This window comes from Acidovorax sp. NB1 (assembly GCF_005405905.1).
Lineage (GTDB): Bacteria > Pseudomonadota > Gammaproteobacteria > Burkholderiales > Burkholderiaceae_C > Acidovorax.
This window is the reverse complement of sequence record NZ_BJHU01000057.1, coordinates 85,876-104,273: the sequence shown is the minus strand read 5'-3', so window position 1 is coordinate 104,273 and position 18,398 is coordinate 85,876. Positions and strand designations below refer to the sequence as shown.

Annotated in this window: 15 protein-coding genes; 12 read left to right on the top strand and 3 right to left on the bottom strand. The window is 67.5% G+C overall.

Features of this window, described 5'->3' with window-relative positions:
• Positions 1-127 precede the first annotated feature (127 nt).
• From AvAM_RS23190 to AvAM_RS23180, 3 genes are all read left to right on the top strand, one after another.
• Complete coding sequence (locus AvAM_RS23190; protein WP_137749267.1) at positions 128-3,694, top strand: TonB-dependent receptor domain-containing protein; 3,567 nt, start codon at positions 128-130, stop codon at positions 3,692-3,694.
• Positions 3,666-5,678 (top strand): CHASE2 domain-containing protein, encoded by a 2,013-nt coding sequence (locus AvAM_RS23185; protein ID WP_137749266.1) that lies wholly within the window; start codon positions 3,666-3,668, stop codon positions 5,676-5,678. The genes AvAM_RS23190 and AvAM_RS23185 overlap by 29 nt, the downstream gene beginning before the upstream one ends.
• 99 nt (positions 5,679-5,777) lie before the next feature.
• Positions 5,778-6,128 (top strand): HPF/RaiA family ribosome-associated protein, encoded by a 351-nt coding sequence (locus AvAM_RS23180; RefSeq protein ID WP_137749265.1) that lies wholly within the window; start codon positions 5,778-5,780, stop codon positions 6,126-6,128.
• Positions 6,129-6,247: 119 nt separating this feature from the next.
• Here the strand turns inward: AvAM_RS23180 and AvAM_RS23175 are convergent, their stop codons facing one another.
• Together AvAM_RS23175 and AvAM_RS23170 are read right to left on the bottom strand one after the other, a co-directional pair.
• The gene (locus tag AvAM_RS23175) at positions 6,248-7,213 is read right to left on the bottom strand and encodes a PDR/VanB family oxidoreductase (protein WP_137749264.1); all 966 of its coding nucleotides are present in this window, start codon (positions 7,211-7,213) and stop codon (positions 6,248-6,250) included.
• The gene (locus AvAM_RS23170) at positions 7,210-8,262 is read right to left on the bottom strand and encodes an aromatic ring-hydroxylating dioxygenase subunit alpha (protein ID WP_137749263.1); all 1,053 of its coding nucleotides are present in this window, start codon (positions 8,260-8,262) and stop codon (positions 7,210-7,212) included. The genes AvAM_RS23175 and AvAM_RS23170 overlap by 4 nt, the downstream gene beginning before the upstream one ends.
• Positions 8,263-8,529: 267 nt before the next feature.
• On the opposite strand from AvAM_RS23170, the gene AvAM_RS23165 reads away from it, so the two are divergent.
• The 8 genes from AvAM_RS23165 to AvAM_RS23125 all read left to right on the top strand — a co-directional run bounded on the left by AvAM_RS23165 (position 8,530) and on the right by AvAM_RS23125 (position 16,446).
• The gene (locus tag AvAM_RS23165) at positions 8,530-9,306 is read left to right on the top strand and encodes a GntR family transcriptional regulator (protein WP_137749262.1); all 777 of its coding nucleotides are present in this window, start codon (positions 8,530-8,532) and stop codon (positions 9,304-9,306) included.
• Positions 9,307-9,453: 147 nt separating this feature from the next.
• A complete protein-coding gene (locus AvAM_RS23160; RefSeq protein WP_137749261.1) occupies positions 9,454-10,638 on the top strand; it encodes an ABC transporter substrate-binding protein in 1,185 nt (394 codons plus the stop codon).
• Positions 10,639-10,844: 206 nt separating this feature from the next.
• Positions 10,845-11,717 carry a branched-chain amino acid ABC transporter permease gene (locus AvAM_RS23155; RefSeq protein WP_124512446.1) on the top strand — a complete coding sequence of 291 codons (873 nt, stop codon included), beginning with the start codon at positions 10,845-10,847 and terminating at the stop codon, positions 11,715-11,717.
• A 134-nt stretch (positions 11,718-11,851) separates the two neighbouring features.
• A complete protein-coding gene (locus AvAM_RS23150) occupies positions 11,852-12,823 on the top strand; it encodes a branched-chain amino acid ABC transporter permease (protein ID WP_137749260.1) in 972 nt (323 codons plus the stop codon).
• A 166-nt stretch (positions 12,824-12,989) separates the two neighbouring features.
• Complete coding sequence (locus tag AvAM_RS23140) at positions 12,990-13,763, top strand: ABC transporter ATP-binding protein (protein ID WP_060984900.1); 774 nt, start codon at positions 12,990-12,992, stop codon at positions 13,761-13,763.
• Entirely contained in the window at positions 13,756-14,487 is a 732-nt protein-coding gene (locus AvAM_RS23135) for an ABC transporter ATP-binding protein (protein ID WP_137749259.1), read from the top strand. The genes AvAM_RS23140 and AvAM_RS23135 overlap by 8 nt, the downstream gene beginning before the upstream one ends.
• Before the next feature lie 8 nt (positions 14,488-14,495).
• Positions 14,496-15,476 carry a tripartite tricarboxylate transporter substrate binding protein gene (locus tag AvAM_RS23130; protein ID WP_137749258.1) on the top strand — a complete coding sequence of 327 codons (981 nt, stop codon included), beginning with the start codon at positions 14,496-14,498 and terminating at the stop codon, positions 15,474-15,476.
• A gap of 52 nt (positions 15,477-15,528) precedes the next feature.
• Entirely contained in the window at positions 15,529-16,446 is a 918-nt protein-coding gene (locus tag AvAM_RS23125) for an NAD(P)-dependent oxidoreductase (RefSeq protein ID WP_137749257.1), read from the top strand.
• A gap of 124 nt (positions 16,447-16,570) precedes the next feature.
• Here AvAM_RS23125 and AvAM_RS23120 read toward each other — a convergent pair whose 3' ends face one another.
• The gene (locus AvAM_RS23120) at positions 16,571-17,536 is read right to left on the bottom strand and encodes a LysR substrate-binding domain-containing protein (RefSeq protein ID WP_137749256.1); all 966 of its coding nucleotides are present in this window, start codon (positions 17,534-17,536) and stop codon (positions 16,571-16,573) included.
• A 163-nt stretch (positions 17,537-17,699) separates the two neighbouring features.
• On the opposite strand from AvAM_RS23120, the gene AvAM_RS23115 reads away from it, so the two are divergent.
• The gene (locus AvAM_RS23115) at positions 17,700-18,392 is read left to right on the top strand and encodes a substrate-binding domain-containing protein (RefSeq protein ID WP_137749255.1); all 693 of its coding nucleotides are present in this window, start codon (positions 17,700-17,702) and stop codon (positions 18,390-18,392) included.
• The last annotated feature ends 6 nt before the right edge of the window (positions 18,393-18,398 follow it).

Here is an 18,398-nt window from a genome sequence, read left to right as displayed (position 1 = left end):
GCGCAGCAGAGGCCCCTGCGCCGAGGGGCGGGAACGCAGGGCGCTCGCGATAATTTCTGATCGCCGGATGCCAGGGAGGGAGTCCGGTGATGTTGTCGTGTTTACCGCCTTCCGCGAAAGCCCCTGCATGCCATCAAAGAAAAACCGCCTGCCCGCCCTCACCACCCTCGCGGCACTGGCTGCCATGGCCTGGCCCCAGCTCGCCCAGGCTGTTGTGCCCCCCGGGGCCGCTGCCGAGATCGTGAGCCTGCAAGGCACGGGCGACCAGCGCGCCGCCGCTGCGGCCGACTGGGGCCCTGCGCGCCTGGCGCAGCCGCTGGCCACCGGCGACTTCGTGCGCACGCGCCAGGCGGCCCGCATGGCGCTGCTGTTTGCTGATGACACGCAATTGCGCCTGCACCAGAACACGGTGCTGCAGGTCAAGGGCGTGGCCACCCCGGCCCAGCCAGTGACCACCTTGCTGCTCAACGCCGGCCGGGCCTGGACCCAGACCAAACGCGCCGATGGCAGCCGCCTGAACCTGGAAACCCCCGCCGCCACGGCTGCGATCCGAGGCACGGACTGGGACATCAGCGTGGAGGACGATGGGCGCACGCTGATCACCGTGCTCTCGGGTACGGTGGAGTTTTCCAACGCGCAGGGCGCGGTGTCCGTGGGCGCCAACGAAGCCGCTGTGGCCGAGGTGGGCAAGGCCCCGATCAAGCTGGTGCTGAGCCAGCCGCGCGACCGCATCCAGTGGGTGAACGCGCTGCGTGCCGACCCCCTGCCCCATCTGGCCGCCGAGCCCGTGCCCGACACCCTGGCCCCGGTGCGCGCCGCACTCGCGGCCCGCGACCTGCCTGCCGCACGTGCCGCCCTGGAGCAGGCCCGCAGCAGCGGCGCCCCCGCGCCCTGGCTGGCTGTGATGGACTCGGCCATCGCCCTGCAGGCGGGCGACCTGCTGGCCGCCCGCGAGCAACTGGTCCGCCAGGTGGCGCTGCCCGCTGCGCCACTGCCCACCTGGCTCATGCAGTCCGATGTGCAGCTGGTCGAGGGCGAAGGCGCCGCAGCCGCCAACACCCTGCGCACGGCCCTGCAGCGCTGGCCAGGCCACCCCGCGCTGACGGCCCAGCTGGCCCGTGTGTTGATGCTCAGCGACCGCATGGAAGAGGCCAGTGCCGCGCTGGCCCCCGTGCAGGCCACGGCCCACGCTGAGGTGGCCATGGTGCGGGCCGAGCTGGCCCGGCGGCGGGGCGATGCGCCCGCCACGTTGGCCGCCTACGCCGAGGCCACGCAGCTGGCCGCTGGCGACGCGCGTGCCTGGCAGGGCCTGGGCAGTGCGCATGTGGAGCGCGAAGACCCGCGCCCCGCCCGCGACAACCTGCAGCGCGCGCTGGCGCTGTCGCCGCAGCAGCCCGGCGCCTGGGGGGAGCTGGGCACGCTGGAGACCTTTGTGAACCAGTTCACCGAAGCCGGGGCGGCCTTTGCCACGGCCCTGGGGGACAACCCGGCGGACTATGTGGCGCTCACCGGCCAGGGCCTGCTGCACCTCAAGCAGGGCAACCCACAGGCCGCACTGGATGCGTTCTTGCGCGCGGGCGTGATGGAGCCACGCTACGCCCGGGCCAAGACCTGGACGGCCGTGGCCTACTACCAGCTGGGCCGCCACCAGGATGCGCTGTCCACCCTGCACCAGGCGGTCGTGCTGGACGACAAGGACCCGGTGCCCCACATGCTGCTCGCGCAGATCCACACCGATCTGTTCCAGCCCGGCGAGGCGGTAGACGCCGCCCGCGCCGCCGTGGAGCGCATGCCCTACCTCAAGTCGCTCAATCAGGTGGCCAACGACCAGAAGGGCAGCGCCAACCTGGGGGCGTCGCTGGCCTTTTTTGGCATGGAAGATTGGGCGTTGGAGCTGGCGCAGCAGAGCTTTTACCCGTACTGGGGCGGCAGCCATCTGTTCATGGCGGACCGCTATGCGGGCGAGTTCAACAAGAACTCGGCGCTGTTCCAGGGCTTTCTGACCGACCCCATGGCGTTCGGTGCGAGCCAGCGGTATGCGTCGCTGCTGCAGCAGCCAGGGGCGCATGGGGCGGTGGGGGTGACGCTGGACCGCGACCTGTACCGCATGCGGGCCCCCGCCGTCACGCTCAACGGGATGAACAACACCCATGTGCCCGTGTCGTGGTTCTTCAAGGCCCAGTCGGCCCGCGCGAGCGAGTTTCCGTTTGATCTGCAGGTCAACAACGCGCCCGCCGTGCGCGGGGGCTATGGCGATGTGCGCGCACGTGCTATCACCTTGGGTGCGGGCATGCAGCCTACCGAACGCATCAACCTGTTTGCCTATGTGAACCAGTTCGACATGCGCCTGGCCAGCCAGAACCTGTTCGAGACGGCCATGGACAACAAAAGCACTCAGGGCGCTGTGGGCTTGGCCTACCGCTGGGGGCCCACCGAGCAGACCTGGATCAAGGTGGGTCGCAGCATGGAGCACATCCTGCTGCAGCGTTACCCCACCCTGTACCTGGAGCCTCCGTTCATCAGCCTGATGGGGGTGAGCAGCCTGCCCCAAAAGCAGTTCAATGACCTGCAGCTTCGCCACACCGTGGACACCGCCCCCGGCAGCCGCTGGAGCGTGGCGCTGGAGCATGTGCGTGAGCGCCAGCACAACCTGATTGCGGGCGAGGCCGCCGTGGCGGCCGACATCCCGGGTGTGGGCACCTACCGCGACTCTCTTTTTGTGGGGGGCTACAACAATGTGGACCGCCGCTACACCGGCCTGACCCTGGCCACCACCCAGCGCCTGGACCCGGCCCTGAACCTGGACGCCACCCTGGGCCTGCAGCAGATCCGCCACCGGGTGGACGGCCTGACCCAAAGCTACCTGGTGAACCTGGACCACCTGAGCGAAGAGCAGGCGCGCCGCGCCGAGATGGAGCGTGTGGTCACGCCCCGCGTGGGCCTGGTGTGGCAGCCCGCTGCGGGCACCACGGTGCGCATGGCCTACCAGGACTGGCTGCGGCCACTCAGTGTGTCCACCCTCACCAGCGTGGAGACGGCGGGCATTCCGGTGGAAGACCGCCTGGTCGAAGCCGGTGGCCGCCACAAGCGCGTAGTGGCGCAGCTGGGCATGGAGCTGGGCAAGAGCACCTTTGTGAGCCTGCGGGCCGACCACCTGCGGGTGCGCAACCCGGGCACCTTGGGGGTGGACCTGCGCACGCCCAGCCTGCCGTTCCTCGAAGAAATGCGCAACGTGCAGATGGTCAACCTCTCGACCACCGACCTGCTGGAAGACACGCCCAGCTTTGACTCCGGCACGCTCAAGACCCTGGGCGCGGGCGTCAACCACATGTTCAGCCGCCGCTGGTCGGCCTATGCCAAATACCTGTACCAGGGCAGCGAAAGCCGTAGCTACGACGCCGATGTGGCCGTGGGCCGCATCCCCTACATCCCGCGCCACACCGCCGTGCTGGGTGCTACCTGGGTCAGCCCGCAGCGCTTCTACGTCAGTGGCCGGGCGGTGTATCGGTCCGAGCGCTTTGAAGACGCGGAAAACCTCACGCGCATCGCACCCGGCTGGGGCGTGGACCTGATGGGCTACTGGGAGTCGCAGGACAAACACTGGGTGGTGGGGGTGGCCGCCATGAACCTGTGGGCACCCAAGTCCGACCGCCGCAAGACCCGCTATGTCCTGGACGCCCGCTACCGCTTCTGACCGGGCATCGCCCGCTACCTGGCGCAGCCAGCCGTGGTGGCCCCTGGCGGCCTGCCTGCTCGCGCTGCTGCTGGTGGGCGCCGCCACGTTCACGCGCACCTGGCATGCGCTGGAGTTCAAGACCTTTGACGTGCTTACCGCCCTGGCGGCGCCGCAGCGCAGCACGCTGCCGGTGGTGATCCTGGCGATTGACGAGCCCACCTTCCAGGAGCTGCAGCAGACCTGGCCTTTTCCGCGCAGCGTGCACGCGGCGCTGCTGCAGCGCCTGCATGCCGACGGCGCTGCTGCCGTGGGGTTCGATGTGGTGTTTGCCGAGCCCTCCACCGAGGCCGAAGACGCGGCCCTGGACAGCGCCATTGCCCTGGCGGGCCCGGTGGTGCTGGCCGCCGAGCGTGAAAAGATCGACAGCAGCAACGCCGCGCTCTGGCTCGATGTGCTGCCGCTGCAGCGGTTTCTGGAAGCGGGCGCCGACGCGGGCGATGCCGGGGTGGAGCCGGATGACGACTTCGTGGTGCGCCGGGCCCCGGTGGCGCGCGAGAGTTTTGCGCTGCGGCTGGCCCAGCGTGCGGCCGAGGCGCGCGGCCAGCAGCGGCCCGCGCTGCGCCACTTCGACTGGATTGGCTACCGGGGCGCGCGCGGCACCTTCGACACCCGCTCGTACTACCAGGCGCTGGAGCCGGGGCTGCTGCCCGCGGGCTTTTTCAAGAACAAGATCGTGCTGGTGGGGCGCTCAACGCGCACGGCCACCGAGCTGACGCGGCGGCAGGCTGACTTGTTCAACTCGCCGTTTGGCACGGCGGGCGGCGAGCGCCTGTTCCCGGGTGTGGAACTGCAGGCCACGCTGGTGGACAACTACCTCACGGGCGGGGGGCTGCGCAGCGTGCACGAGGGCTGGACGCTGGCCCTTGTGCTGCTTGTGCTGCCCGTGCTGCTGTGGGGCAACCGCAGGCTGCCCCTGGCCGGTGCGGCGGCGCTGGCGGCCGCGCTGGTGGTGGCCATCGCGCTGGGTTCGTGGTGGCTGTTTGCGCGGTTTCAGCTGTGGTGGCCGCCGCTGTTGCCAGCGGCCGCAGCGGTGGCCATCTACGGTGCGGCGGCGCTGGCGGGCTATGCCGCCGTGCGCCAGCGCGCGCGCCAGACGCGGGCCATGTTTGCGCAGTATGTGCCACCCGCTGTGGTGGAGCGCCTCATTGCGCACCCCGAGCTGATGCGCCTGGGTGGCGAGTCGCGCGAGGTCACGCTCATGTTCACCGACCTGGCCAGCTTCACCACGCTGTCCGAGCAGCTCAGCGCCGACCAGACGGTGGAAGTGCTCACCGCCTACTTCAACGCGATGACGCCCATCGTGCACGCCACAGGCGGCACCCTGGACAAGTTCATCGGCGACGCGGTGATGGCCTTCTGGGGGGCGCCGCTGGACGACCCGCAGCATGCCGAACACGCCGTGGCCGCCGCCGTCGCCATGCAGCAGGCCATGCAGGCGCTGGTGGCCGGCCTGGCTGCGCGCGGGCTGCCGCCCATCCACATGCGCATTGGTCTGCACACGGGGCGCGTGGTGGTGGGCAACGTGGGCTCGGAGCAGCGCTTTTCGTACACCGCGATTGGCGACGCGGTGAACCTGGCTGCACGGCTGGAGGGCGCCAACAAGGCGTTTGGCACCGGCATTTTGCTGTCGGCCGCCACGGCGGCGCAGCTGCCGCCCACGGTGGCGCTGCGTGCGCTGGACGATGTGATCGTCAAGGGCAAGACCGAGCCCGTGCGTGTGTTCACGCCCTGCGACGACGCCACGGTGCGCGAGGCCAGCAGCGCCGCGCTGGCGGCCTTCCATGCGCGCGACTGGCCCGGCGCCGAGGCGCAGCTGGCGCGGGTGCTGGAGCGGCTGCCCGGCGACCTGGCCGCCACCCGGCTGCGCGAGCGTGTGGCCGAGGCCCGGGCGCTCCCCGCCGATGCGCCCTGGTTCCCTGCCGTGGCGCTCGACAAGTTGTAGGGCGAACGAATCCAACATCCTTTGACATGTGTTTACCGGGGGTATGGACGCCGGTGCCATGATGGGGCCTTCGCAACTTCATCAGGAAGGACCCTCGCCATGCAAGTACAAGTCAACACCGACGACCACATCCACGGCGGCGAATCACTGGCCCGCTGGATCACGGACGAATGCAAGAGCCGGCTGTCGCGTTTTCAGGACCATGTGACGCGGCTGGAAGTGTTCCTGAGCGACCTGGACGCGGGCAAGTCGGGCGCCAATGACAAGCGCTGCCGCATCGAGGCGCGCGTCACCGGCCGCCAGCCCGTCACCGTGACCGACGAGGCCGACAAGATGGCCAACGCCTTCATCGGCGCAGCCGACAAACTGGCCCGCGCGCTGGACGCCGACCTGGGCCGCGTGAAGGACCGCAACGGCCGCGAGACCATCCGGGTGGCTGTGGAGGAGTGAAATTTGATTAAAAAAGGGCTTTTGCGCGCGATGGATAAGCGCTGATAGCTATTGATTTAATAGCGTTGAAAGAAAAGGCGCTGCAACCCACGGTTGCAGCGCCTTTTTGCTTGGGCCACTCACAGATCCAGCACCAGCAGCTTGCTGCGCGCGCGCGAGCAGCAGGGCATGAACTGCTCGTTGGCGGCTTTTTCCTCGTCCGTCAGGTACATGTCGCGGTGGTCCACCTCGCCCTCCAGCACGCGCGTGAGGCAGGTGCCACACACGCCTTGCTCGCAGGACGTGAGGATGTCGATGCCCTCTTTGCGCAGCGCCTCCACCACCGACACGTCGGCTGCAATCGGGTAGACCTTGCCGGTGCTGGCAATGCGCACTTCAAAGCCCTGGTCGCCCGAGGTGTCCTGCGCCGGGGCGCCAAAGTATTCGAGGTGGATGTTGTCCGGCGCCCAGCCCATGGCCTTGGCGGTGACCACCACATGGTCGATGAAGCCCGCCGGGCCACACACATACAGGCGCTTGTCCGCCCCGGGTGCGGCCAGCACGGCGGCCAGGTCCAGCTTCTGCTCGGGCGCGCCTGTGTCGAAGTGGAAGTGCACATGGGGGCCCATGGCCGATGCCGCGATCTCGCTGGTAAACGCAGTGCGCTCCACCGAACGGGTGCAGTAGTGCAGCGCAAAGTCGGCGCCTGTGCGGGCCAGCCGGTCGGCCATGCACAAGAGGGGCGTCACACCGATGCCCCCCGCCAGCAACACGGTGCGCTGCGCGGGGTGCAGCGCAAAGTGGTTGCGGGGTGTGCTGATGGTGATCACATCGCCCTCGTGCACGCTGTCGTGCATGGCCACCGAGCCGCCGCGCGATGCCGCGTCGCGCAGCACGGCGATGCGGTAGCGGTGCGACTCGTGCGAGGCACTGCACAGCGAGTATTGCCGGGTCAGCCCGCCGGGCAGGTGCACGTCGATGTGCGAGCCCGCGCTGAACGGGGGCAGCGCGGCGCCATCCACGCGTGCCAGCTCAAAGCTGGCGATGCCTTCGGCCTCGGTCCGCTTCTGGACGACGCGGACCTGCAGGGTTTCCTGTGCGGTCATGCGGCCACCGCCTGGGCTGCAGGGGCCTGTTCGGCCGCCAGGATGCGGTCCAATACCTTGCGCGACTGCACGCCGCCCGCGTCGATGTTGAGCATGAGCAGCTTGCGGTCGGGGTAGCGCAACAGGTTTTGTTGCTGCTGTTCCAGCATGTCCTGGTCCTCGGCAAAAATTTTGCCCTGGCCTTCGCGGATCTGGGTGGTGAGCGATGGGTCCTGCGGCTTGAAGTTGCGCGCCATGCCCCAGAAGTAGTGAATGGATGTTTCCGTCTCGGGCGTGATGAAGTCCACCACGATGCTGGATGCCTTCTTGTCGGCCGAGGCGTTGTAGCCGCCGTGGCCTGCCAGCGCCACGCCCACCTCGATCAGCACATGGCTGGGCGGCGTGAAGTGGCAGATCTGCCAGCGGTCCACCGGCTGGTCGTCGGGCAGGCCGTTCATGCGCAGCGCCATCTGCCAGAAGGGCGGCGGCTGGATGCCTTCCATGAAGCGGCTGGTGATGACCTCGTCGCCCTCCACGCGCGTCTTGCAGGGCACCTCGTCGATTTCCTTTTGCCCGATGCTGGTGGAGTGCACGTAGGTCTCGTGCGTCAGGTCCATCAGGTTGTCGATCATCAGGCGGTAATCGCAGGCAATGTGGTACAGCCCGCCGCCATAAGCCCACTCGGGGTTGTCGGCCCAGGGCAGGTGGTGGATGGTGGCGGGGTCGGCCTTGTCGGCATCGCCCGGCCACACCCAGATGAAGCCGTAGCGTTCCACCACCGGAAAGCTGCGCGCCTTGGGAAAACCCTGCACGCGCTGTCCGGGCATGGAGACGGACTTGCCCGTGCATTCCACCCGCAGGCCGTGGTAGCCGCACTGCAGGTGGCCCTCGCACACCGTGCCCAGCGACAGCGGGGCGCCCCGGTGGGGGCAGAAGTCGTCCAGCGCCGCGACCTGGTCGGGCGCAGGGCGGTAGAACACGATCTTCTCGCCGCAGATGGTGCGGCCCAGGGGCTTCTCGGCGATCTCGTCGGGCGTGCAGGCTACGTACCAGGCGTTCTTGGGATACATGGTTGTCTCTCTCCGTGGGTGGGTGGTGTCGTGGCGGGCTTGGTATACAGCCCGCTCGCAATTTGCTGGCTGGGTGCCGTGATTGTGCGAAAAAGGTGATTTTCTGTATACATAAGAAAGGTGTAAAACAGCTATTTCAATCTTGTATATCTCGTAAGCTGTTGTTTTGTAATGGATCGCTATGCTTTGGGGTGGATGCTGCAATGGTTTATGTATACATTCTGGTGGCTGAACTTCACCCGCTAGCCGCCATAGCCCCTTGCCACCATGAATCTTCCCGACCCCCTGACCATTGCTCCGTCGGCCGATGCCACCGAGGCGGGTGCCTCGCAGGCCGTCAAGGCGCAGCTGCGCCTGCGCGAGATGATCCTGGCGGGCGAGCTGCCCGGCGGTGCCCGCATTGCCGAACTGACCCTCGTCGAGAAGCTGGGGGTGTCGCGCACGCCCATCCGTGCCGCACTCATGCGGCTGGAGCAGGAGGGCCTGCTGCACCGGCTGCCCGGCGGTGGCTACGCCGTGCGCACGTTCTCTGAAACCGATGTGGCCGACGCCATTGAGCTGCGTGGCACCATGGAAGGCTTGGCCGCCCGTCTGGCGGCCGAGCGCGGCGTGGCCCCCGCGCTGCTGGCCGAGGCCCACGCCTGCCTCGACGCCATCGACGACACGCTGAGCCCGCGCACGCTGGATGACGAGGGTTTCTCGCGCTATGTGGAGCTGAATGCGCGGTTCCACCTGCTGCTTAGCCGCATGGTGGGCAGCGACGTGGTGGCGCGCGAGCTGGACCGCGTCAAGGGCCTGCCGTTTGCGTCGCCCTCGGCGTTTGTGGTGGTGCAGACCCATTCGGCCCAGGCACGCGACATGCTGGTGGTGGCACAAGACCAGCACCGCCAGGCGCTGGACGCCATCGAGCGGCGCGAAGGCGCGCGGGCCGAGGCCATCCTGCGCGAGCACTCGCGCATCACCCGGCGCAACCTGCTGGCGGCGGTGCAGGCGTCGCAGGTGCAGGGCTTGCCCGGTGTACAGCTGATCCGCGAGCGGGCATAACGGCGGTCGCGCGCCGGTGCGCATGGGGTTGGGTTATTGCATTTGGTGATACCTGAATGCTTGAATTTGCGCTTGTGAAATAACCGACCCCACGCCAAACTCCCGCCAGCATTTTCTGTATACAACGACTTTCCACAGGAGACAACGATGCAAAAACGCCACCTTCTTCGTGCCTCGGCCGCTGCCGCCATTGCGCTCTCCACCGGCCTGGCCGTGCTGCCCGCCGTGGCGCAGGACAATGTGTTCAAGATCGGCCTGGTCCTGCCCATGACCGGCCAGCAAGCCACCACCGGCCGCCAGATCGAAGCCGCAGCGCGCCTGTACATGGCCCAGAACGGCGACACCGTGGCCGGCAAGAAGGTGCAGCTCATCATCAAGGACGACACCAGCCTGCCCGACGTGACGCGCCGCCTGGCCCAGGAGTTGGTCGTCAACGAAAAAGTCAACGTGCTGGCCGGCATGGGCATCACGCCCTCGGCCATGGCCACAGCCCCCCTGGCTACGCAGTCCAAGACGCCCTTGGTGGTGATGGCCGCCGCCACCTCCAGTATCACCGAGGCCTCGCCCTATGTGGTGCGCACCAGTTTCACGCTGCCGCAGGTGTCGGTGGCCTTGGCCGACTGGGCGCCCAAGAACGGCATCAAGAAGGTCGTGACCTTGGTGAGCGACTACGGCCCCGGCATCGATGCAGAAAAGTATTTCAACCAGCGCCTCACCTTCAACGGCGGCCAGGTGACCGAATCGCTGCGCGTGCCGCTGCGCAATCCCGACTTCGCCCCCTTCCTGCAGAAGGTGCGCGACGCCAAGCCCGATGCGCTGTTCGTCTTTGTGCCTTCGGGTGCGGGCGCTGCGGTGATGAAGCAGTTCCTGGAGCGCGGCATGGACAAGGCCGGCATCAAGCTCATCGGCACCGGCGACGTGACGGATGACGATCAACTGAACGACATGGGCGACGGCGCGCTGGGCGTGGTCACCTCGCACCACTACTCGGCTGCGCACCCCTCGCCCATGAACAAGAAGTTTGTGGAAGCTTTCGAGAAGGCCAACAAGGGCCTGCGCCCCAACTTCATGGCCGTGGGCGGCTACGACGGCATGCGCGTGATTTACGAAGCGCTCAAGACCACCAAGGGTGCCGGCGGCGGTGACGCCCTGCTGGCCGCCATGAAGGGCCAGATCTTCGAAAGCCCACGCGGCAAGGTGTTCATCGATGCACAGACCCGCGACATCGTGCAGGACGTGTACCTGCGCAAGGTGGAGCGTGTGAACGGCCAGCTGTACAACGTGGAATTTGACGTGATCAAGGACGTCAAGGACCCCGGAAAGACGAAATAAGAAGCCCCCCTGCGGCGGGGCGGCCCTTGCACGGCGGCACTGGCCTGGGGCGCGCCAGTGGTTGCGGGTGGGGGCGTTTTTCCACCCGTTCGGGCTGAGCCTGTCGAAGCCAAGGCGAGTTCGTTGATCCAACAGTCTTCTCCGCCCATGGCGCCTATACATTTCGCGATACGGCGGCCCTTTTTTGTCTTCAATGAAGTGATTTCATGCTGACCATTCTTTTCGACGGCGTTGCCTACGGCATGTTGCTGTTCATCCTGGCAGTGGGCCTGGCCGTGACCATGGGGCTGATGAACTTCATCAACCTGGCGCACGGGGCCTTTGCCATGGCGGGGGGCTACATCACGGTGCTGCTGATGCAGCGGCTGGATGTGCCCTTTCTGGTCTGCCTGCCGCTCGCGTTTGTGGGCACGGCGCTGCTGGGGGGCGTGCTGGAGCGCACGCTGTACCGCCCGCTGTACCACAAGGCCCACCTGGACCAGGTGCTGTTCTCCATCGGTTTGGTGTTCATGGCCGTGGCCAGCGTGGACTACTTTGTGGGCTCCACGCAGCAGATCATGCAGCTGCCCGAATGGCTCAAAGGCCGCACTGAGATCGGCAGCGGCGCCCTCATGCTGGGCATGGGCCACTACCGCCTGTTCATCATTGCGGTGTGCGCTGCGCTCACCGTGGGCCTGCAATATGTGCTCACCAAAACCCGCTTCGGCAGCCGCTTGCGTGCCAGTGTGGACGACCAGCGCGTAGCCGCTGGCATGGGCATCAACGTGAACATCGTGTTTTTGTCCACATTCGCTTTCGGCTCCGGCCTTGCGGGCCTGGGCGGCGCGCTGGGCGCTGAAGTGCTGGGGCTGGACCCGAGCTTTCCGCTCAAGTTCATGATCTACTTTTTGATCGTGGTGGCCGTGGGTGGCACCTCGTCCATCACTGGTCCGCTGCTGGCCGCGTTGCTGCTCGGCATTGCCGACGTGGCCGGCAAGTACTACATCCCCAAGCTGGGCGCCTTCATCGTGTACAGCCTCATGATCCTGATCCTCATCTGGCGCCCTCAGGGCCTCTTTGTGCGCAAGGGGGGCAAATAGATGAAGCACCCCCTGAGCCGCTTCGCGTCTTCACCCCTCTCTCGCTGCGCGGGAGGGGGACGCACCCGGTGGCCTGGCAAAGCCAGTTCCACGGGTGCGCTGGCGTATTCGCCCTCTTCGTCGGATTCTGAACAATGAACCCCGCAACCCCATCCTCCACCACAGAGTCTTTGCTGCGCGTGCGCCGCTTCCGCTGGTGGGAGCCCGTGCTGTGGCTGCTGGCCTTTGCCGCGCCGCTCGCGCTGCCCAGCCATGCGCTCATCATCAACGAGATCGCCATCGTGGCGCTGTTTGCGATTTCGCTGGACCTGATCCTGGGCTACACCGGCATCGTATCGCTGGGCCATGCGGCCTTCTTCGGCCTGGGCGGCTACGCGGCCGCGCTGTTTGCTAAGCATGTGATGCCCGACCCACTGGTGGGTCTGGCCGTGGGCATTGCGGCAGCCACGGTGCTGGGCGCGGTGGCCTCGTTCACCATCATGCGCGGCACCGACCTCACGCGCCTCATGGTCACGCTGGGCGTGGGCCTGGTGATGCTGGAGCTGGCCAACAAGCTCGACTGGCTGACTGGCGGTGCTGACGGCCTGCAGGGCGTGATGATGGGCCCGGTGCTCGGTCGGTTCGAATTTGACCTGTATGGCCGCACGGCTGCGTGGTATTCGCTCACCGTGCTGCTGGTGTTCTTCCTGCTGGCCCGCCGCATCGTGCAGTCGCCCTTTGGGGCCACGCTCAAGGCCATCCGCGACAACCGGCTGCGTGCCATGGCCATCGGCATCCCGGTGACGGCCAAGCTAGCACAGGTGTACACGCTGGCCGCTGCGCTGGCCGGGGCTGCGGGCGCGCTGCTGACGCAGACCACGGGCTTTGCCTCGCTCGACCTGTTCGAGTTTCACCGCTCGGCCGATGTGATGCTGATTCTTGTGATCGGCGGCGTGGGCTGGCTGTATGGCGGCATCCTGGGCGCCATCGGTTTCAAGCTGCTGCAGGACGTGATCTCGTCCATCACACCGCAGTACTGGACCTTCTGGGTGGGCTTGTTCCTGGTGGTGCTGGTACTGGTCGGGCGTGACCGTTTGTTCCGCCCCTGGACCTGGTTTAGGAAATGAAACACCCCCTGAGTCGCTTCGCGCCTTCCCCCTCTCTCTACGCGCTGCGCGCTAGGGGAGGGAGACGCAGCCAGCGCGGCGGGGCGGCCCTTGCGCGGCTGCCCGCGCAATGCGCCGCGCCAGTTTCATGGGTTGCGTGCTGTGCGCAGTGCAATGGATCACCGACATGAATATCTCTACCTCCAACACCGTGCTGTCGGCACAGGGCCTGGTCAAGCGTTTTGGCGGCATCACGGCCACCAACAACGTCACGCTGAACCTGCAAAAGGGCGCGCGCCATGCGCTCATTGGCCCCAATGGCGCGGGCAAGACCACGCTCATCAACCTGCTGACTGGCGTGCTGGAGCCCACCGAAGGCTCCATCACCCTCGAAGGCCAGGACATCACGCGCCTGGCGCCGCACCAGCGTGTGCAGCGCGGCATGGTGCGCACCTTCCAGATCAACCAGCTGTTCGACACGCTCACGCCGCTGGAGACACTGGCGCTCACCGTGTCGCAGCACCAGGGCCTGGGCGGCAAGTGGTGGCAACCGCTGGGTGCGCGCAAGGCGGTCACCGAACGTTGCGAGCAATTGCTGGAGCAGTTCCACCTGACCTCCGTCATGGCCGAGGAAACGCGCGTGCTGGCCTACGGCAAGCGCCGCCTGCTGGAGATTGCGATTGCGCTGGCCTGCGAGCCGCGCGTGTTGCTGCTCGACGAACCGGTGGCCGGTGTGCCCGCCGGCGAGCGCGAGGAGCTGCTGCAGACAGTGGCGGCCCTGCCCGCCGATGTCTCGGTGCTGTTGATCGAACACGATATGGACCTGGTTTTCAGCTTTGCCAACCGCATGACGGTGCTGGTCAACGGCACGGTGCTCACCGAGGGCGACCCGGACACGATTGCCAATGACCCGCAGGTGAAGGCGGTGTACCTCGGTCACGGGGAGGATGCGCATGTCTAAGACAGAACTCCTGCGCATCGAGGGCCTGAGCGCAGGCTACGGCGAGGCCGTGGTGCTGCAAGGCATTTCGCTGGCCCTGCCCGAAGGCGACACGCTGGCCCTGCTGGGGCGCAACGGCACGGGCAAGACCACGCTCATCAACACGTTGGCCGGGGCCACGCGCCAGCATGCGGGCACGGTGAGCCTGGGCGGTGTGGCGCTGCACAAGCTGCCCCCGCACGAACGCGCGGCGGCCGGCATCGGCTGGGTGCCGCAAGAGCGCAACATCTTCAAGTCGCTCACGGTGCACGAGAACCTCACGGCCGTGGCGCGCCCGGGCCGCAAAGGCTCCACCGCACGGCCGTGGACGCCCGAGCGTGTGTACGAAATGTTCCCGCGCCTGGCCGAGCGCAAGACCAACCTGGGCACGCAGCTGTCGGGCGGCGAGCAGCAGATGCTGGCCGTGGGCCGTGCGCTGGTGCTCAACCCGCGCCTGCTGCTGCTCGACGAGCCGCTGGAAGGCCTGGCACCCATCATCGTGGAGGAGCTGCTGCGCGCCATCCGCCGCATCACGCGCGAAGAGGGTCTGTCGGCCATCATCGTGGAGCAGCACCCGCAGGCCATCCTGGCCATTTCGGACCATGCCGCCGTGCTGGACCGTGGCACCGTGGTGCACACCGGCAGCGCGGTCGAACTGAGCGCCCAGCCCGAGCTGCTGGACCGCCTGCTGGGCGTGGCACGGTAGCGCGCACCATGGGCAGCGCCGTGCACCGCAGAACCCTCCTGGCATGGCTGGCAGCGTCGTTCGGCGGTGCAGCCAGCGCGCAGGCCGCTTTTCCCTCACGCCCGCTGCGCATCGTGGTGCCCAACGCCGCGGGTGGCGCGGCCGACATCACGGCGCGCACCGTGGGTCAGAAGATCGCGGGCCCGTTGGGGCAAAGCGTGGTCATCGAAAACAAGCCCAGCGCGGGCGGTGTGGTGGCGGGCGAGCAGGTCGCCCGCGCCGAGCCCGACGGCCACACGCTGCTGCTGGTGAGCAGCGGCACGGCGGTGAGTGCGGCGCTGTTCCAGTCGCTGCCGTTCGATACGCTCAAGGACTTTGCGCCCGTCTCCCTGCTGGCCACGTTCGACCTGGCCGTGGTGGTGAAGGAGGGAGGGCGCTTTCGCACACTGGGCGAGCTGCTGACGTATGCCCGCGCCCACCCCGGCCAGCTCAACATCGGCACACCGCAGATCGGCACCACACAGAACCTGGCGGCCGAGCTGTTCAAGGTGACGGCGGGCATCGACGCGCAGGTGGTGCCCTTCAACGGCACGCCGCCGGTCATCACTGCGCTGCGGGGTGGAGAGATCGACGTGATGATCGACATCCTGGGCGGCCTCATGCCGCAGATCGGCTCCAAGGCCCTGCGGCCGCTGGCTGTGATGGGCGCACAGCGGGCGCCGCAGCTGCCCGATGTGCCCAAGGTGCGCGAGAGCGGCGGTCCGCTGGCGGGCTTCAACGTCACATCGTGGAACGGCCTGGCCGTGCCCGCCAAGACGCCTCCGGCCGTTGTGGAGCGCCTCTCGCGCGAGGTGCAGGCCGCGTTGGCCCAGCCCGACGTGAAAAAGCGCCTGCTGGAGCTGAATCTCAATGCCCAGGGCAGTACCCCCGCGCAGCTGGGCGAGCACCTGGCCGCCGATGTGCGCCGCTGGAGCGATGTGATCGCCAAGGCCAAGATCGCGCGTCAGTGAGCGCTGCCGCTGCGGATCGTTGGCGGTGGTGAAAGGCGGAAAGGAACATCGAATGAACATCACACACATCGGCCTCGTGGGCTATGGCGAGGTGGGCAAGATCTTCAGTGCGGGCTTGCGCGTCCAGCCCGGCGTGGCCTCAGTCGCCGCCTGGGACCTGAAGCTGGCCGACCCCGCGCACCGCGACGCCCTGCAGCAGCACGCCGGGCAGGCGGGTGTGGTGGCGGTGGATGCGATGCAGGCGCTGTGCGCGCGCTGCGACTGCATCATCTCGGCCGTCACCGCGTCGAACACGCTGGCCGTGGCGCAGGAGGCGGCGCAGCACATCCGCCCCGGCACCGTGTACCTGGATCTCAACTCCGCATCGCCCGGCACCAAGCAGCAGGCGGCGGCGCTCATCGAGGCGCGTGGCGCGCACTATGTCGAGGCGGGCGTCATGACCTCGGTGCCACCCTACGGCATTCGTGTGCCCATGCTGCTGGGCGGCGCGCAGGCTGCCGCACTGGCGGCTTTGCTGACCGGCTGGGGCATGGATGCCCAACCTGTGAGCGAGCAACTGGGCGTGGCCAGCGCCATCAAGATGTGCCGCAGCATCATGATCAAAGGGCTGGAGGCGTTGGTGATCGAGAGCTACACCACCGCCCGCCACTACGGCGTGGAAGACCATGTGCTGCCCACGCTGGCCGAGACCTTCCCGTCCATCGACTGGCACGAACAAGGCCGCTACTTTTTCAGCCGCGTGGTGCAGCACGGCCAGCGCCGCGCCGAAGAGATGCGCGAATCGGCCCACACCGTGCACGAGGCCGGCATGGAGCCTCTGATGGCCTCGGCCATCGCCGCCAAGCAGCAGTGGGTGGCCGACTTGGCGCGCGAAGGCGTGTTTCAAGGCCTGCCCAAGGACGCGCGCTGGCAAGACTATGCGGACCGTTTGTTGGAAAGTTTGTCACCACCAGCTGCTGCTGGGGGCTGATGCCTCGGTCCCTTTGATTCGTCTCTGCTCCATGCAACTGGCGCGGCCGAATACCAGGGACGCCGGGCAAGGGGCGCCCCGCAGCGAGGGCGTCGTCCCCCTTGGGGGGAAGGCGCGTAGCGCCTCAGGGGGGGCTTCTATACAACGCTTGCAGGGTGCTGCGAATCAACTCCGCCATCGCCTGCTGCGTGAGCGTGGCCGGGCGTTGCGAGCTCACCGCCATGAACAGCTTGCTGCGCAGGCGCGTGTTGCCGCCCGCCTCCGCGTCATCACCCTCGCTGCCCGCACCGTGGATGGGCCGGGTGCTGAACACTTCTGGCTTGCCCGACGTGGTGACCGCATTCATGGGCAGCACCGCACAGCCCGCGCCATCGGCCACCAGGTCCAGGATGGCGGCCACGCCGTCGATCTCCAGGCTGATCTGCGGGCGCTTGCCACGCGCGGCCAGTTCAGATTCCACCAACATGCGGATGGAATTGGGGCGCGTGGGAATCACCAGAGGAAAGCGCGGCAGCTCGTCCAGTGGCAGGGGCGTGCGGGCCAGGGCATCGGCCTCCGCCTCGTTCTGGCCCGGAGTGCGGCGCTGCACCAGAAACAGGTCTTCCTCCAGCAGCGCCGTGCTCTCGATGCCCGGTGCGGGCGTGGTGTTGTAGAGCAGCGCAATGTCGAGCAGCCCGGTGGTCAGCGATTCGCGCATGGCCACCGACAGGCCCTCGCTGATGGCCAGCGCCGCGTCCGGCATCTTCACGCGGAAGGCGCGCGTCAGCGGCACCGTCAGCACCTTGGCAATGCTGGGCGGCAGGCCAATCGCCACGCGACCGGCCAGCGCGCCGCGCACGCGGCCCAGCTCCTCCCGCGCGCGCTCCACCTGGTGCAGGATGCCGCGCCCGTGCTCCAGCAGCAGCTTGCCCGCTTCAGTGGGCGTGGCGCCCCGGCCGTTGCGCACCAGCAGGTTCTGGCGCAGCTCCACCTCCAGCAGGCGCACCTGGCGGCTCAGGGCGGGCTGGGCGATGTCCAGCACCACCGAGGCGCGGGTGAAGCTGCCCAGCTCGGCCACGCGCACAAAGTATTCGATCTGCTTGAGGTCCATGGGCAAGGCTCTCTGCTATAGCTGTAGGTCAACGATCACGGAATGATATATCTGGTAGTGCCGGTGCCGCCTTCATGTTTGGGCCGCCGCTGCCCACAATCGGCGGCATGTATACAACTGCACGCACCGCCTGGGCCACCCGCAGCCCGGCAGGAGACAAGGTATGACGGCGCCAGTGATCCGAGGCATTTCTTCCATGGCCACGCGCCAGGTGCTGGCCGACCTAGTGGCCGGTTTTGCGCAGCAGACGGGCACGCAGGCCGCCATCGAATCGGTGGGCGGTGTCGATGCCGCCAAGCGTGTGGCGGCGGGTGAGGCGTTCGACGTGGTGATCCTCGCGTCCGATCCCATCGACAAGCTCATGGCTGCGGGCCACCTGATGCCTGGCAGCAAGGTGGACTGGGTGCACTCCGGCGTGGCCGTGGCCGTGCCTGCGGGCGCGCCGATGCCCGACCTGTCGAGCGAAGACGCCGTGCGCGCTGCCGTGCTGGCCGCGCCCAGCATCAGCCTGTCCACTGGCCCCAGCGGCGTGGCGCTGAGCAAACTGTTTGAGCGCTGGGGCATTGCCGAGCAGATTGCGCCACGCATGGTGCAAGCGCCCCCCGGCGTGCCCGTGGGCTCGCTGGTGGCCAAGGGCGAAGTGGCGCTGGGCTTTCAGCAACTGAGCGAGCTGCTGCATGTGCAGGGCATCCAGATCGTGGGCCCGTTGCCACCGGCCATCCAGATCACCACCACGTTTTCATCAGGCATCGGCATGCATTCGCAACAGATGGATGCAGCGCGTTCGCTGCTGGCTTACCTGGCCTCTCCCGCAGCCGCCGAAGCCAAGCAAAAGCAAGGCATGACCCCCGCCTGACCGATC

Bases quoted from the DNA above. Each gene is read 5' to 3' on its own strand.
- AvAM_RS23170 (WP_137749263.1), bottom strand. From the start codon at position 8,262: ATGTATCCCAAGAACGCCTGGTACGTAGCCTGCACGCCCGACGAGATC.
- AvAM_RS23120 (WP_137749256.1), bottom strand. From the start codon at position 17,536: ATGGACCTCAAGCAGATCGAATACTTTGTGCGCGTGGCCGAGCTGGGC.
- AvAM_RS23190 (WP_137749267.1), top strand. From the start codon at position 128: ATGCCATCAAAGAAAAACCGCCTGCCCGCCCTCACCACCCTCGCGGCA.
- AvAM_RS23165 (WP_137749262.1), top strand. From the start codon at position 8,530: ATGAATCTTCCCGACCCCCTGACCATTGCTCCGTCGGCCGATGCCACC.
- AvAM_RS23130 (WP_137749258.1), top strand. From the start codon at position 14,496: ATGGGCAGCGCCGTGCACCGCAGAACCCTCCTGGCATGGCTGGCAGCG.
- AvAM_RS23185 (WP_137749266.1), top strand. From the start codon at position 3,666: ATGTCCTGGACGCCCGCTACCGCTTCTGACCGGGCATCGCCCGCTACC.
- AvAM_RS23135 (WP_137749259.1), top strand. From the start codon at position 13,756: ATGTCTAAGACAGAACTCCTGCGCATCGAGGGCCTGAGCGCAGGCTAC.
- AvAM_RS23140 (WP_060984900.1), top strand. From the start codon at position 12,990: ATGAATATCTCTACCTCCAACACCGTGCTGTCGGCACAGGGCCTGGTC.
- AvAM_RS23160 (WP_137749261.1), top strand. From the start codon at position 9,454: ATGCAAAAACGCCACCTTCTTCGTGCCTCGGCCGCTGCCGCCATTGCG.
- AvAM_RS23175 (WP_137749264.1), bottom strand. From the start codon at position 7,213: ATGACCGCACAGGAAACCCTGCAGGTCCGCGTCGTCCAGAAGCGGACC.
- AvAM_RS23155 (WP_124512446.1), top strand. From the start codon at position 10,845: ATGCTGACCATTCTTTTCGACGGCGTTGCCTACGGCATGTTGCTGTTC.
- AvAM_RS23150 (WP_137749260.1), top strand. From the start codon at position 11,852: ATGAACCCCGCAACCCCATCCTCCACCACAGAGTCTTTGCTGCGCGTG.
- AvAM_RS23125 (WP_137749257.1), top strand. From the start codon at position 15,529: ATGAACATCACACACATCGGCCTCGTGGGCTATGGCGAGGTGGGCAAG.
- AvAM_RS23115 (WP_137749255.1), top strand. From the start codon at position 17,700: ATGACGGCGCCAGTGATCCGAGGCATTTCTTCCATGGCCACGCGCCAG.
- AvAM_RS23180 (WP_137749265.1), top strand. From the start codon at position 5,778: ATGCAAGTACAAGTCAACACCGACGACCACATCCACGGCGGCGAATCA.